A 14,712-nucleotide genomic window follows, 5' to 3' on the forward strand; every position below is an offset into this window, starting at 1 on the left:
CCGCCAACGGTAAACATTTGCTGTTTTTTGGGTGTAACCAGCAGTACCACCGGCGAAAACCTGCCGCGTCGCACCACCTGACCGCCCAGGGTATCGGGGGCTACCCACCTGAAAATCCTTCCGCTGGGCGCAAAGCCTTCCTGCACATAATCGCCGTTACCCTCACCCACGTTGGAGAAAGACAACCTGAACCGCGCAAGCTCAGCATCGGTGCTGTACACAAACACGCTGTCGTAGCCGAGGCTATCGGTCATGAGGTAGAGCACCTGCTCTGCGTTAAAGGGCACACTGTCAATGGCGGGCACCACCGCGTTTTGAATATCGTTCCCGATGCCCGCCAGAAAAGCGCGATCTTCGGGGGTAAGATCCTGCAGCAGGGGTTGATTTTTGGCGTCCTGCTCAGAATAGACATTGACGTACGCGTCAAATTTCTCGGTGTTTACGCCTGCCGATGCCTGAAACATGGTTCGCGAGAAATTGCGTTCGGAATATTGAAATTCCACCGTGATTCGGCGGTCTTTGGTGATGAGCTGCTGAGGGGTAAAGATGATTTCGGCTGAGTTGTAGTCTATGATGTAGTCGTATTCCTGACCGCGTTGCAGCAAGCGGCCATCGATGTACACGTTTTCGGTACCGGCCAGCACAATGATAAAATCCTCGCCGTCGGCACCGCGCAAACGGTAGGGCCCCTGGTTTCCCTCCTGCCCGAGAACCTGGTTTCGGGCCCACTTACCTTTGGAAATGGCTGCGCTTGCCTGGGTATACACCTGATTGTTTTTGGCAGACTCGGTCTTATCGTTGTTCAGCGGACGCACGGTTTCGAACAGGGCTCCCTGCGCACGTTTGAAATAGGTCATAAAGTACCCGTCGGCGGGTCTGCGAAGCTGAAAATCTCCCACCGTGAGTTTGTTCTGTTCGTTAAAAAACTGGATAAACACCTGATCAAAATCCTGAAGCTGTGCGGTATTTCCCTCGGGCTGAATGGGGATGTTGTTGTCGGTTACAGATGCCAGTATGTTGATGTCGTCGGTGAGTTTGCCAGCCAAGGAGAGGTTCAGACCTGAGTTCACGGATAGGTCCTGGTTGTTTCCGAAGCCCACACCGCGGGTGATACTTCCGCTTTTCTCAAGGCCGCCAAATGAAAAAATGTTGTTGTCTTCCTTTAGGTCTTCGGGGCGATAAACGAAAGGATTCACACTCTCTTGCACCGCAGCTTCGATGCGCTCAGCCGATTTATGAAACTGCGGCTGGGTAAAAGCCAGCGGAAACACCCGGTAGTCGAGTCGCAGGGAATCACCGGGCAAAGACTCATCGAGCCACACAAACAGAGCCTCCACAGGGTCCAGTTCAAAGCGCTCGGTGCTTACGGTATCATGGCCCAGCAGCACCACAAAAGTCTCAGGCACGATGCTCAGGGTATCAATAACCAATGTATCGTTCTGGCTGATGGCAACATAATGGCTGCGCAGGTTGGAGAAGTCCTGTGCCAGGCAATCCACCACCGACCACAGCACCAACAGCACCGCAATTACACACCGACCAGAAAACCGCAACAAATCAATATTTAGAACTAAAGGTAAATCGAACCAATGGATTTTGGTGTAAGGGCAGGTTGGTTCGACTTTACTTACGCAGAAACAGGTGTAAAATTATGTTATTACGCCGCCGATTGGCCTTTCTTTTGTACCTTGTTGCAGTGCCAATCGCCCTGCGAACGGCGAACAATTGTATCTCTAAACGGGTTGATTTTATACTGATGACCATGCGAATCTTCTTTATTCTCTCATTGGTTTTTGCGCTGATATCTCACGACCTCAGCGCACAATCTGCTGCGCGACGAACTGCCCGTGAGCTCCTTAAGGAAGCCGACGTGTACCTACGTTTTGGCGATTGGTGGACAGCACTAGACAAATACACGTCGGCCATTAACGCCGATCAAACATTTGCCGAGGCTTACATGAAAAGAGCCTTGCTCAATGAGAAAATAGGCCGTTTTGAGGACGCCATGCGCGACTACAACCGAGCCATTGAAATCAACCCCTACTCGGAGTTTCACTACGACAGGCGGGCCAAACTCAAAATGGTTTCGGGCGATTACCGCGGAGCCATCGACGATATCACCACTGCCATTTCAATAGCCCCCGACAAACGTGAGTACCGTACCCGAAGGGTGGACGACTACATTGCCATCGGAGAGTACCAACGTGCGCTGGAAGACCTCGACACCCTTGCCGTGTACGACACAACGGATGTGCTGGACGATATGCGTATGGCACTCGCCCTTATGCTGATGGGCGAGTTCAAAGACAGCCGCGATATTCTCCGGAAAATCAATGATACGCACCCCCGGTTTTCGATGGCACACGACATGATTGGCTTGCTATACCTGCGCGAAGGTGAGTACAAGGATGCTGAGCGCGCCTTCACGCGAGCCATCTCATTGAACCCGGGCTTTGCGCTGGCCTACTACAACCGCTCTGTTGCTTACCGACTGATGGATCAACCCAAAAAAGCCATTGACGACCTAAACGAAGCCATTGAAATCGGGCGCAAGCCCTCCAGCGTATATTTCTCCAGAGCCATCATCCGCAAGGAAATGGGCGACCTCAAAGGCGCTAATGAGGATTACGGCCGTGCGTTGGACATGGACAGCACCTACACCGACGCGTTGTTTAACAGGGCTTTTACCCTGAAACTGCTGGGTGAATTTAATCACGCACTTGAAGACGCCATGGACCTGGTAGAACTGGAGCCCGAAAGCGCCGAAGCATGGAATCTCAAGGGCAACATCTACATGCTGTTCGGAAGGTATCAGGATGCCATTTCGGCGTACACCCGCGCCATCAACCTCAACCCCAACCTGCTGGATGCTTTTAGCAACCGCGGTGTAACGTATCTGATGATTCATCACCAGCGCATGGCCTGCAACGATCTGGAGCGCGGGGCGTCGGGCGGTCATGCAAAATCACAGGAACTGATGCAGTATTTCTGTGGGAACTGATGGGCCAGGCCTCAGGTAAGGACTGGTCTACAACGCTATTTGTTCAAATCCCTCCTGCTGTTTCGCCGTGTTAAAACCTATGGAATAGGCATAAGTTGAAGCCGGAAGAAAGGTAAGTTCCACACCCTTGGCCCGCTTCTTCCCCATGGTTTGAATGGTGGTAACGAGCGCGTCGCTGATCTGGTTCTCTGCACAAAAGGCCAACAGTGATTTCAATTTAGTTGGGTTTTCAAAATGCTGATCACTCCACTTTATTTCAAGTGCCCACGAAGGCTTCATATTCAATGGGTTCAAATGAACCATATCCACCTCACCCTGCGCCCAACGTGCGTAGTACGGAAGCATATTCTGGCGATGCATCCACTGTGCATAGACAGCTGTTTCAACAGACGCACCCATCATTTCATTTAATGGGTCAATAGGTGCAAAAAGCGCGCTGCGAATAGACGGATTGGTGAGGTAGATTTTGAATACGTTGTCGCGTTTAAAACGTTTTCCGCTTTGGTCAATTCGTCTCACGATACGGATCAGAAACGCAGCCTCGAGGTACGACAAGTACTTTTTGATTTTTGACTTGTTTACACCACTTTGCTTACTCAGGGCCTCAGGCGAAAACTCCTGGGCCGTATTGTACGCGATGGATGTAAAAAAAGCATTCAATTCCTGCACGTCCGTTATCCCATACAAGCTTGGTAGATCGCGTAGTAAAACTTTGTCCACCAGATCCTGACGTATAAAACGCTGTGGGTCTTTGCGCACCGCTTCCGAAAAAACAGCTTCAGGATAACCACCGTAGTGTATATAGTTCAAAAAATGCTCGTTGAACTGACGGATGTCCAAGGCTTCAAAAAAGGGTATTTCCCGGTTGGCATAAAGTATCTGTGCATGCTTAAGAATAGCTCCCAAGCCCTGCATTTCAATGAACTCATAGAAGGTAACCGGAGGCAGCAAAAAGTCTGAAAACCGCCCTGCTCCGCTTTCCTTGCTCTTGTACTGAAGTGTGGCCGCAGCTGATCCCGACACAACAAAACGCACATTTCTGTAACTGTCAACAAGGGTTTTCAGATGCACATCCCAATCACGCAGGTACTGAATCTCATCAAACACTACGTACCAACCCTCCTGATCATCAGGGAACCCGGCAGCAGCTTTTGCCAATGAAAAAAGCTCCTCCAGCCCCATACCGGTATAGACAGGACTTTCAATGGTGATGAAAATAATTTTGCGCGGCAACACTCCTTCTTCCAAAAGCGACTGAACCCAATGCTGAAGCAACACGGTTTTACCTACTCTACGCGGCCCCATTAGCACCACTGACCTGTTCACCTCGAGATTTCCAGCCAGCTTGCAGAAAGGTTGGAAATACATCCTGCGGGGCATGGAAGTGTAATGCTCGTCAACCCTGGCAGTGCTCCACCAGGGGTTTTCAAAACGCAGTCGGTCGAGCACTTGCTCTTTGGCTATTTTCCGCAACACAATTGTTTATTTCCTCCAAAAATACGAAATAAGCATCTTTCACGGAGCTTATTTTGGCTTTTTTCGCGATTTAAGCAAAAACAGAGGGATTTTAATGTTTAGTTGCGGAAATCGCAGAGACTAATTTACAGGCTCTATTCGCTCAATGACATCGCCTTCGCAAAGCTCCCAAACCACATCCATTCCGGATACCACCGCACCGATAATACTGTAACGTCCGTCGAGGTGCGGCGTGGTTCGATGGGTGATAAACCACTGGGTGCTTTCGGTGTCTTTTCCGGCCGATGCCATACCCACCACTCCGGGCCCGTAGTGAATGGGACTCAGCTCGGTGCGAAGCAATTCATTGCCGCTGCCGTAACCATCTCCCCGCGGACAACCTGCCTGCACCACAAAATTGGGAACCACGCGGTGAAACGCTTTTCCGTTGTAAAATCCCTGGTTCATCCATCGCAGGATGTTCGACACCGTGGCAGGCGCGTCCTGATCGAGCAGCACCACCCGAATGGTTCCGCGAGTGGTATGGATATCCAGTTCCGGATGGGCGCCGGATGCCGCCAGCTCCTCCCAGCGAATGGGCGCATAACTCAGTTCAGGCTGAGGCATGGCCCTATGGCCCTGTAATACACGCAGATCATTGAGAGCAAGCCAGGCTTCCACATCTTCGGGAAGAGTCATGGTATTCATCAACGGCAGGGCATCGAAATCTTCAAGGCATACCAACAACTCCTGTTGTTCGGCAAGGTGCTGCGCGAGCATGGCCACCATACCGGGGTCTGCACGCTGCCATACCTTGTCTGCGACGTGCTGCAACGGTTCACAACCCGGAGCGTTGTCCTTCCATCTGTACAATTGCACATTTAATGCCCGCGATGCCAACACAACATCGGGTTCGTGCAACAGGGAGTCAAGTACCGCATGAGCACCTTGCCACCAGCGCAAAGCGTGCATAAGGTGGAGTTTTTCGGGGGCATCTGAAACCTTCAATCTTCGGAGAAGTTCGTCGGGCTCTTCACCCGCGCGAAGCAGCGCTGCCAGCAAAGCGCTTCGCACCGAGGGCTCGGGATGCGCCACAGATTGCTGTCTTGCCCGCTGTATCGGCAGCAAATCGGGGTGTTCCACAAAAAAGCGCGCGGCCTCGTGAGCCACATTGGGGTTTCCGTCAAACAGGCTTTCTGCCACGGTTTCCTCACCCTGCCCTATTTGCGCCAGTGAGCGAATGGCGTGTACGCGCACCCCGGGGTGGCGGTCATGCACGGTAAGAGCCTCAAGCACTTCACGGCGGTCGGGAAGTTCGTGTTTTCCGAGCGCCAACGCAGCCGCCATGCGAACCTCTGCCGAAGGATCGGTTACGGCCACATTGAGCAGGCGCTCCAATCCACCCCAGGTTTCGGTAGCGGCAAAGCGACTGAAATACGACGCTGCGGCCAACCGCGAATCTTCAAAGTCGGAAGCGAGTACCGACGCCATCCACCGGGCATGGTCATCGTTTGTTGCCCCCCGCAGCGCAAGGTGATACATTCCCCATGCCATACCCGCCTCGTCGAACAAAAAGCGAGGCTGGTAATCCAACAGGAAATGGGCCGCCTCGGGCGAACCGGTTTTACCGAGGGCTTCCAGTGCTTCGGTGCGCACCACGGTGGTGGTGTCAGCCTGAATCAATTGTACCAGGGCAGGAGCGGCGTCCATATGAAAAAGCTGTCCCAACGCAAAGGCGGCCATCATGCGCACCTCTGGTTCGGCATCCCGCGACGCCCCGGCCAGGGCCTCAAGCGCGCCGATGTCCTGCACAGAGCCAAAAGCCATAACTGCTTCAGAGCGGTAGTAGGGGTCGTCGTGATCCAGGTAGGTCAACAAGGCACGGGTTTGCCGCAGGTGCTTCAGGTTGTGAATATCGCGGAGCTGCTCATCAGCCCATTTTCCGGGATCTCTGTCTGGCGCAGGGTAATCGTCGTGTTCGGAAGAACCACAAGCGCTTAGCACTGCCATGAAGCACCCCAGCCAAAACCATCGGTATTGCATATACAACATTTTGGCGCAAGGTAAGCCGAATGACCGACAAAACCCGCGGGCCACCTGAGATGTTAAACATCAAAAAGCACAAGCCACAGGCCTTTTCGCTACCTTCGCCACCATGATTTTTGTAACCGGCGGCACCGGCATTCTGGGAGCACAATTGCTCTGCGACCTCGCCCAACAGGGCCACAGCATTCGCGCCATGAAGCGGAGCACAAGCGATGTGGACTGGGTGAGAAAGGTGTTTCACTTTAACCAACTAGAAGACCTTTGGAACCGCGTTGAATGGGTGGATGGCGACCTGTTGGATATCATCGGTTTAGAGGAGCTGACAAGCGGCTGCACACAAGTGTATCACGCGGCGGCAGTGGTGAGTTTTCAGGCCGGTGACGAACAAAAACTTCTCACCCACAACATAGAAGGCACGGCCAACATGGTGAATGCCTGTATGGCCAGCGGCGTGCAAAAGCTCTGTTACGCCAGTTCCATTGCTGTGTTTGGTCGCGAGCCCAACCGCGGAGTGGTAAACGAAGAAGCCCAGTGGAAGCGAACCCCGCACAACAGCAACTACGCCATCAGCAAGTACGGCGCAGAGCGAGAAGTATGGCGCGGAACGGAAGAAGGCCTCAACGCTGTGATTGTGAATCCATCGGTAATTGTGGGCCCGTGTAAGTGGGATTACAGTTCCGGGGTGTTGTTCAGAAGCGTGCGAAACGGCCTTCCGTTTTATACCCTCGGCACCAACGGATTTGTGGATGTACGCGATGTAAGTAAAGCTATGATCTCGCTGATGAACAGTGATATCCGCAATGAGCGATTTATACTGAACGGCGGCAACGTGGTTTTTCAGGATTTCTTCAACATGGTGGCAGACTCGCTTCAGAAGAAACGTCCGCATATCTACGCCCGTCCGTGGATGAGTGCCATCGCCTGGAGGGTGATGAAACCATGGGGTTGGATTACCGGTAAATCCCCGGCCATAACCAAAGAATCGGTAGGTACGGCCCACATGACCTCTCTATACAGCAGCCAAAAAATTGAAAAAAGGCTCGGGTTTGCGTTTACGCCCATTGAGGACGCTGTTGAGCGTACAGCGGGATTTTTGACAATGCGGTGATTGGGCGATTAGATGATGTTAAAAATTGACGATGTGCATATTAGCCGATTCCGGCATTCCATATGTGCGCCCTTTTGACTTGCCAATCCTGGAAAACTGCTCGTTTGGACCTTCACGATAATCAACACCGCAAATTTGTCCACTCAGAGCCTCAGCGAAGAGTCTCAGCGCACGATGTAATGATTTGATCAATCCTCAAGCAACTAATCCAACCGACATGAAAATTACGTTAACACCGAAGTCGGGCTATACTAACTTCATGCACCGATTAGTACCTTGCATCATGTTTCATTTTCGCCGGTTTTTTGTATTTGCAACAGTATTCGCAGTGTTGGTATCAGGGAGCTGCAAGCGCGACGAAGAAGACCCGGAGAACGCTCATATGTGGGTGTTCGATTACTCTGTAAACAACCTCGAAACACTCACCACCTTTGAGCACAACGCATCCATGGGAGGCCCCATCAATCAATCTGCTTTGGTGGAAGCCTCGGGTGTGGCAGTGAGCAGGCAGAATCCCAATTGGGTTTGGTCGCACAATGACGCCGGTCACCCCAACCGCATTTACCTGCTCGATGAATTTGGGCAAGACCGCGGAACCTTTGTTCTGAACGGAGCCCACAGCCGCGACTACGAAGATATTTGTATCGGGCCCGGACCGCAGGCAGGCGTAAACTACATTTACCTCGGAGATATTGGCGACAACCACGCGCAATTCGAATACATTGTGGTGTACCGTTTTCCTGAACCGGATATCCAAACAGGATCACCGGGCGGACTCACGCAAATCAACGCCGGCCAGATAGAGCGGTTTGAGTTTGTTTATCCCAACGGGCCTCGCGATGCAGAAACATTGATGATAGACCCGCTTACCCTAGACCTTTATATAGTGAGTAAGCGCGAAGCAAAATCGCTGATTTACCGAGCAAGCCACCCCTACAGTTTTACTCAGCGCAACACCCTTGAGTTGTTGGCTCAGTTGCCCTTTAACAGAGCGCTGGGCGGCGACATCTCGGATGATGGTCTTCACATTGCAGTCAAAGACGACGACCGCATTTTTTACTGGAACCGCGACCCAACAGAGAGCATTGTTCAGGCCATGTCGCGCCAACCGCGTTTACTGCCTTACATCCCGGAGCCACAGGGAGAAAGTTTTGGCTGGACTCCCGGTGCAACGGGTTATGTGACCCTGAGCGAACAAGCGGGTTCCACAGCGCCGGTGTTGTATCATTATACAGCTACGGATTAAGGCTCAGCCCCCTAAAGCACTGACAATTTCGGTTTTCGGTTGAATGAAGAGTGCTATAGCAAAGGCTTAACGGGTGAAAAGATTGATAAGCCTCCGAACCCTGAGCACAAAAGCAGGCGGGACCGCCTTGAATACTCCAGCGCAGCGGTACGCTTCGCCAAACAGAGTTTTTTGAATCTGTGAAGCGAACTACAATGCCCCACCTATTTACTTCCGGCACGGAGCAAAACCGGTTTGGAGATTCCGGTGGCAGTGTCTTTCTTTGGTCAGCGATGGCGATAGCAGATCTGATGGTTTTAGGGGTGATTGTAGGCAGCAACAACCTCGCGGTATCCTTTGCGCTCGGTGCGATGAATACTGGGAAGTATCACGCGCGAATTCTGGTGACTTTCGGGCTTTTTGAGTTTTTTGTGCCCCTGGCAGGATTGCTTATCGGAAGGTATTTCTCGCAACTTATTGAGAGCTATGCTACCGCCCTGGGTGCGGCCCTCTTGATGGCGCTCGGACTTTTTGCTGTAGGAAAGTCGCTCATGGCCCGGGACCAAAGCCAACAACTCTCCCGACAAATCACCAGCTACCGGGGCATTTTTTGGTTGGCACTTGGAGTCAGCCTCGACAATTTAATAGTGGGTTTTAGCCTGGGGCTCAAAGATGTGCCTGCACTATTGCTGGCCGGAGTGATTGCTTTCTTTTCGGTTTGTTTCGCTTTCGTGGGTCTAAAGGCCGGCAGGTATCTCAGCCGTCGGTCGCGCACCATCACAGAGGTTTCAGCAGGTGTACTCCTGATTATGCTTGCCGTTGCGATTTACCTGGGTTGGTTTTAATGGATTATGAACTAAAAAAGTGGCTAAAGGCAAGTTTTGCAATGGCGCGGGTTTACAACACGTACCTGTTTACTTTTGGCCTGCTTTTTGAAATCTCCCATACCATGAAAACATGGGCCACTATATTTGCCTTGATGCTGATGCTTCCGCTGGCCGGTGAGGCGCAGAAGAACCATCCTCCCGTGGTGAGCCTCGATACCTTACAACGTATTACTCAACTCCCAGTGGTGACGCAAAACGCCTTTAAGCCCGGTGAAAAACTCACCTATCGCGTGCGCTACGGGTTTATTCAGGCCGGTGAAATTTCCATAGAAGTTAAACCTACCAGCCGCGTGTTCAGCGGACGCAAGGCGCATCACATAGTGGGTGTGGGTCAGACCATCCGCGCATTCAGCTGGTTTTATAAAATGCGCGATCGCTACGATTCTTACATAGATGCCGAGGGCCTGTTTCCGTGGGAGTTTGAGCGCGACCTCAAAGAGAGCAACTACGCCTCTCACAAAAAATACCGCTTTTACCCCGACCGCGGCGCTGTAGAAACCCACAAGGGTCAAACCTACGCAACTCCGCACGGTGTGCAGGATATGATTTCGGCCTTTTATTACGCCAGAACCTTTGATTTCAGCAGGGCAAAACCGGGCGACGTGTTCAGCGTGGAGTCGTTTATGGACGAGGAAATCTTCAACCTTCAGGTGAAGTTTCTGGGCCGTGAAACCATCAAAACCAAAAAAGGCACCTTCCGTTGCATGAAGTTTGTCCCCCATGTACAGGAGGGCCGCGTCTTCAAAAAAGAAGAAAGCGTGGTAATCTGGATTTCCGACGACGCCAACAAAATACCCGTGTTGGCACAGGCCGACATCGTGGTAGGCTCCATCAAAATTGAGTTGGAAGACTACGAAGGTATTGCCAATCCGTTGGCTATGTACTAAACCAGAATCTGGTGTTACAATCCGAGCAGCACTTCCTCGGGTGACTTGCCGCCAAAAATGAGGCGCGTCGGGTTCTCCAACATCTCCTTCACCGCAACCAGGAAACTCACCGACTCTTTACCGTCAATGATGCGGTGGTCGTATGAGAGGGCCACATACATCACCGGGCGAATTACCACCTGACCGTTTTCTGCAATCGGGCGCTCTACGATGTTGTGCATACCCAGAATTGCGCTCTGCGGCGGGTTGATAATGGGCGTGCTCAACATGGAGCCAAACACCCCACCGTTGGTAATGGTGAAAGTCCCTCCGGTCATTTCTTCGATGCTGATCTTTCCGTCGCGCGCCTTAACAGCAAGGTCCTTGATGCCGGCTTCAATGTCGGCCAGGCTCATTTGCTCTGCATTGCGCAATACCGGCACCATCAGCCCTTTGGGCGAGCTTACCGCAATGCCAATGTCGGCGTAGTCGTGGTACACAATCTCCTGGCCATCCAGCTGAGCATTGACGGCCGGAAACTGGCGCAGTGCTTCAGTCACCGCTTTGGTGAAGAATGACATAAACCCAAGCCCCACACCGTGTTGCTCCTTGAAAATGTCTTTGTAGCGATTGCGCACATCCATGACAGGCTGCATGTTCACCTCGTTAAAGGTGGTGAGCATGGCAGTATCGTTTTTCACCGATACAAGGCGCTCACTGATTTTGCGGCGCAGCATGGACATTTTTTCGCGCTTCGAATCACGAGTGCCTCCCCAACCGGTTGCGTGCTCTGCACTGAAACCGCCTGCCATGGCTGCAAGCACATCCTGCTTGGTAATGCGCCCGTCTTTTCCTGTGCCGTTCACCTGATCCGAACGAACCTTGTTTTCGTCCATCAGCTTGCGGGCTGCGGGCGAGGGGTGTCCGGTAGCGTGGCCTGAAGCACTTTGCTCTTTGGCAGGGGCGGCGGTTTTAGAGGCTGCGGCCGAAGCGGATTCTTTCTTTTCCTCCTTAGCCGGAGCTTTTTCTTCTTTTTCTTCTTTCTTGGCTGCAGGGGCCTCTTCTTTTTTAGCCTCACCTGCGGGTTTTTCGGCGCTGGTATCAATCAGGCAAACCACGGCGCCAACGGCAACCGTGTCGCCTTCTTCCGCCTTGAGGGTAATAACACCGCTATCCTCTGCCGGAAGTTCCAGGGTTGCTTTGTCGGAATCTACCTCGGCAATGGCCTGGTCTTTCTCAACATAATCTCCATCCTGCACCAGCCAGGTGGCAATTTCTACTTCCGAGATGGATTCACCCGGACTGGGCACTTTCATTTCTAATATCATGAAACCGTACTTTTCTTGTTGGATTTGGATTTTTTAGGGGCATAAGCAAACAGGTCTGACAACACCGTTTCCTGGCGGAAGCGGTGAATAATGGGCGAACCTCCTGCCGGGCTGGCGCTTTCCTCGCGACCTACATACTGCAGTTGCAGATCGCGCAGCTTGCGCATCACAAATGACCATGCGCCCATGTTTTCAGGTTCTTCCTGCAGCCACACAAAGTTTTTGGCCTGCTTGTATTTTTTAATCAACGCACGGAGCTGTTTCTCCGGGAAGGGATACAACTGCTCCAAACGGATGATGGCCATGTTGTGACCGCGTTCTTCGCTCTCGCGTTTTTCAATGGCGTCGTAGTAAATCTTTCCGGTGCAGAAAACCAGGGTATCCACCTCTGCAACCTTCACCGTTTCGTCGTCAATCACCTCGCGGAAACCGCCCTGACTCATTTCTTTCAATGATGAAACCGCTCTGGGGTAACGCAACAGCTTTTTGGGAGTGAACACCACGAGGGGCTTTCGGAAAGGCCGGTGCAACTGTCGTCTGAGCAGATGGAAAAAGCTGGCTGGCGTGGTGGCGTTGCAAACCTGCATATTGTCTTCGGCACAAAGCGACAGGAATCGCTCAACGCGCGCGCTGCTATGCTCCGATCCCTGACCTTCGTAGCCATGGGGGAGCAGCATCACAATGCCGTTCATTGTGCGCCATTTTTCTTCAGCAGCACTGATAAACTGGTCAATGATGATTTGCGCGCCGTTGTTAAAATCGCCGAATTGAGCCTCCCAGATTGTAAGAGCGTGGGGTGAGGCAAACGAGTAGCCATAGTCAAAGCCCAACACGCCATATTCAGAAAGCAAGGAGTTGTACACATAGAAACGACCCTGCTCTTTATGGAGATGGTTTAAGGGAAGGTACTCTTCTTCCGCATCTTCAGTTAGCACTACAGAATGGCGGTGAGAGAAAGTTCCGCGCTCCACGTCCTGACCGGAAAGCCGCACATTGTTCCCCTCGCGCAGCAATGTAGCGTAGGCGAGCAGTTCGCCCATCGCCCAATCCAGCCGGTCTTCATCAATCATCTTGAGGCGGTCATCGAGCAGTTTCACCACCTTTCGGAAGAACTTTTTGTCTTTTGGAAGAGTGTTCATGTTCACCGCCAATTCCTTAAGCCCTTTCAGGCTGTAGGCTGTTTCCGGTGATTCGTCCATTTCTCCGGGCTTGGCCATTCGCAGTCCGTCCCAGGTATTTGCCAGAAATTGGGTAACACTGGCCTTTGCAATTTTCTTGGATGCGTCGAAAGCCTTATCCAAAATGGCTTCGTAATCCTCACGCATCGATTTGTTTTCGTCTGATGTGAGGAACCCTTCCTTCTCCAGTTGCTCGGCATAAATCTCCCGCGGATTGGGGTGCTTTGCGATGAGATTGTACAGTTTGGGTTGGGTAAATTTGGGTTCATCACCCTCGTTGTGCCCGTATTTACGGTAGCAAAGGAGGTCAATAAACACATCGCGTTTCCAGCGCTGGCGGTACTCCACGGCAATCATTACGGTTTGCACCATGGCCTCTACGTCGTCGCCGTTTACATGAAACACTGGCGAAAGGGTTACTTTACCCACATCGGTGCAATAGGTGCTTGAACGGCCGTCGAGGTAGTTTGTGGTAAAACCCACCTGGTTGTTCACCACAATGTGGATGGTTCCACCGGTGGCGTATCCGTCGAGCTGTGCCATTTGTATCACTTCATACACCACACCCTGGGCAGCAATGGCGGCATCCCCATGCACCAGAATGGGTATCACTTTGGATGAGTCTTCGAGGTAGTTGTCGATTTTGGCGCGGGTGATACCTTGTACTACAGGGTCTACCGCCTCAAGATGAGACGGATTCGGAGCAAGAGTAAGGTGCACATTATGTCCGCTGAAGGTTTTAATCCCCGAAGACTGACCGAGGTGATATTTCACATCGCCATCGATGCGCTTTCCTTCGTCCTGAAACTCTTTACCTTCAAACTCACTGAAAATATCTTCAAAGGGTTTTCCGAAAATGTTTGCCAGTACATTGAGTCGTCCGCGATGGGCCATCCCCATCACAAACTCCTTGGCTCCCAGGGTTGCTCCGTGTTCAATAATGTGATCAATTCCCGGAATCAGGGCTTCTCCTCCTTCAACTGAAAAGCGTTTCTGACCCACAAATTTTTTCTGCAGATACTGCTCAAAAACCGTTGCCTGGTTCAGTTTTTCAAAAATCTGCAGTTTTTCTTTCTTCCCGAATTTGGGCCGGTTTTCAATCTCAATTTTGTTGCGAATCCAGCCCAAACGCTCCGGTTCGCGAATGTAGTTGTACTCGATACCAATGGATCGGCAGTAGGTTTCTTCCAAATGGTCAATGATATCGCGCAGGGTTGCCCTTCCAATTCCGATTTCCTGACCGGCTTCGAACTCCATATCGAGATGGGAGGTCTCCAGGTTAAAGTTTTCGAGAGCCAGTGTGGGCTCGTACTTTCTGCGCTCCCGCACAGGGTTGGTACGGGTAAAAAGGTGTCCTCTTGAGCGGTATCCGTTGATGAGATTCAGCACCCGAAACTCGAGGTACACCGGCTCGCAAAAAGCGGCATCGGTGGCATCTTCAAAGTGGGTTCGGGCAAATTCAAAGCCCTTGAAAAAGTTTTGCCAGCTTTCATCAACACTGTTAGGGTCTTTCAGAAACTGCTGAAACTGTGCTTCAATCGCGCTCACATCGGCGTTGCCGAGAAAAGAAAATTTGTCCATTATGGAAGTGTCCGTGTTGTGCGTGCAAAGTTACGAT

The 14,712-nt window shown here is 51.9% G+C and carries 10 protein-coding genes; 5 read left to right on the top strand and 5 right to left on the bottom strand.

Translation table 11 applies throughout. The annotated features are described in order from the left end of the window. Window positions 1-1,523 (bottom strand): hypothetical protein (locus tag EA392_10565; protein TVR38227.1); only part of this gene is annotated, 1,523 nt, incomplete at its 3' end. Window positions 1,524-1,651: 128 nt separating this feature from the next. On the opposite strand from EA392_10565, the gene EA392_10570 reads away from it, so the two are divergent. Then, window positions 1,652-3,001 carry a tetratricopeptide repeat protein gene (locus EA392_10570; protein ID TVR38228.1) on the top strand — a complete coding sequence of 450 codons (1,350 nt, stop codon included), beginning with the start codon at window positions 1,652-1,654 and terminating at the stop codon, window positions 2,999-3,001. Window positions 3,002-3,028: 27 nt separating this feature from the next. On the opposite strand, the gene EA392_10575 is transcribed toward EA392_10570, so the two are convergent. Then, complete coding sequence (locus EA392_10575; protein TVR38251.1) at window positions 3,029-4,381, bottom strand: ATP-binding protein; 1,353 nt, start codon at window positions 4,379-4,381, stop codon at window positions 3,029-3,031. A 216-nt stretch (window positions 4,382-4,597) separates the two neighbouring features. Continuing rightward, a complete protein-coding gene (locus EA392_10580) occupies window positions 4,598-6,508 on the bottom strand; it encodes a hypothetical protein (protein TVR38229.1) in 1,911 nt (636 codons plus the stop codon). Window positions 6,509-6,611: 103 nt separating this feature from the next. Here EA392_10580 and EA392_10585 point away from each other — a divergent pair, with 103 nt between their 5' ends. The 4 genes from EA392_10585 to EA392_10600 all read left to right on the top strand — a co-directional run bounded on the left by EA392_10585 (window position 6,612) and on the right by EA392_10600 (window position 10,609). Continuing rightward, window positions 6,612-7,610: an NAD-dependent epimerase/dehydratase family protein gene (locus tag EA392_10585; GenBank protein TVR38230.1), complete on the top strand. Its 999-nt coding sequence runs from the start codon at window positions 6,612-6,614 to the stop codon at window positions 7,608-7,610. Between the two features lie 283 nt (window positions 7,611-7,893). Next, window positions 7,894-8,856 (top strand): hypothetical protein, encoded by a 963-nt coding sequence (locus EA392_10590; GenBank protein TVR38231.1) that lies wholly within the window; start codon window positions 7,894-7,896, stop codon window positions 8,854-8,856. Between the two features lie 194 nt (window positions 8,857-9,050). Further along, window positions 9,051-9,680 carry a hypothetical protein gene (locus tag EA392_10595; GenBank protein ID TVR38232.1) on the top strand — a complete coding sequence of 210 codons (630 nt, stop codon included), beginning with the start codon at window positions 9,051-9,053 and terminating at the stop codon, window positions 9,678-9,680. Continuing rightward, the gene (locus tag EA392_10600; GenBank protein ID TVR38233.1) at window positions 9,680-10,609 is read left to right on the top strand and encodes a DUF3108 domain-containing protein; all 930 of its coding nucleotides are present in this window, start codon (window positions 9,680-9,682) and stop codon (window positions 10,607-10,609) included. Before EA392_10595 ends, EA392_10600 begins: the two co-directional genes overlap by 1 nt. A gap of 14 nt (window positions 10,610-10,623) precedes the next feature. On the opposite strand, the gene odhB is transcribed toward EA392_10600, so the two are convergent. Further along, window positions 10,624-11,916, bottom strand: coding sequence for a 2-oxoglutarate dehydrogenase complex dihydrolipoyllysine-residue succinyltransferase (gene odhB, locus EA392_10605; protein ID TVR38234.1), 1,293 nt, complete (start codon window positions 11,914-11,916; stop codon window positions 10,624-10,626). Then, complete coding sequence (locus EA392_10610; GenBank protein TVR38235.1) at window positions 11,913-14,675, bottom strand: 2-oxoglutarate dehydrogenase E1 component; 2,763 nt, start codon at window positions 14,673-14,675, stop codon at window positions 11,913-11,915. Before EA392_10610 ends, odhB begins: the two co-directional genes overlap by 4 nt. Between the last annotated feature and the right edge of the window lie 37 nt (window positions 14,676-14,712).

The organism is Cryomorphaceae bacterium, assembly GCA_007695365.1.
In the GTDB taxonomy this organism is placed as follows: Bacteria; Bacteroidota; Bacteroidia; order Flavobacteriales_D; family SKUL01; genus SKUL01.

Coding starts and splice junctions, on each gene's coding strand:
- EA392_10570 (TVR38228.1), top strand. CDS start 1,652: ATGTTATTACGCCGCCGATTGGCCTTTCTTTTGTACCTTGTTGCAGTG.
- EA392_10575 (TVR38251.1), bottom strand. CDS start 4,381: ATGCCCCGCAGGATGTATTTCCAACCTTTCTGCAAGCTGGCTGGAAAT.
- EA392_10580 (TVR38229.1), bottom strand. CDS start 6,508: ATGTTGTATATGCAATACCGATGGTTTTGGCTGGGGTGCTTCATGGCA.
- EA392_10585 (TVR38230.1), top strand. CDS start 6,612: ATGATTTTTGTAACCGGCGGCACCGGCATTCTGGGAGCACAATTGCTC.
- EA392_10590 (TVR38231.1), top strand. CDS start 7,894: ATGTTTCATTTTCGCCGGTTTTTTGTATTTGCAACAGTATTCGCAGTG.
- EA392_10595 (TVR38232.1), top strand. CDS start 9,051: ATGCCCCACCTATTTACTTCCGGCACGGAGCAAAACCGGTTTGGAGAT.
- EA392_10600 (TVR38233.1), top strand. CDS start 9,680: ATGGATTATGAACTAAAAAAGTGGCTAAAGGCAAGTTTTGCAATGGCG.
- odhB (TVR38234.1), bottom strand. CDS start 11,916: ATGATATTAGAAATGAAAGTGCCCAGTCCGGGTGAATCCATCTCGGAA.
- EA392_10610 (TVR38235.1), bottom strand. CDS start 14,675: ATGGACAAATTTTCTTTTCTCGGCAACGCCGATGTGAGCGCGATTGAA.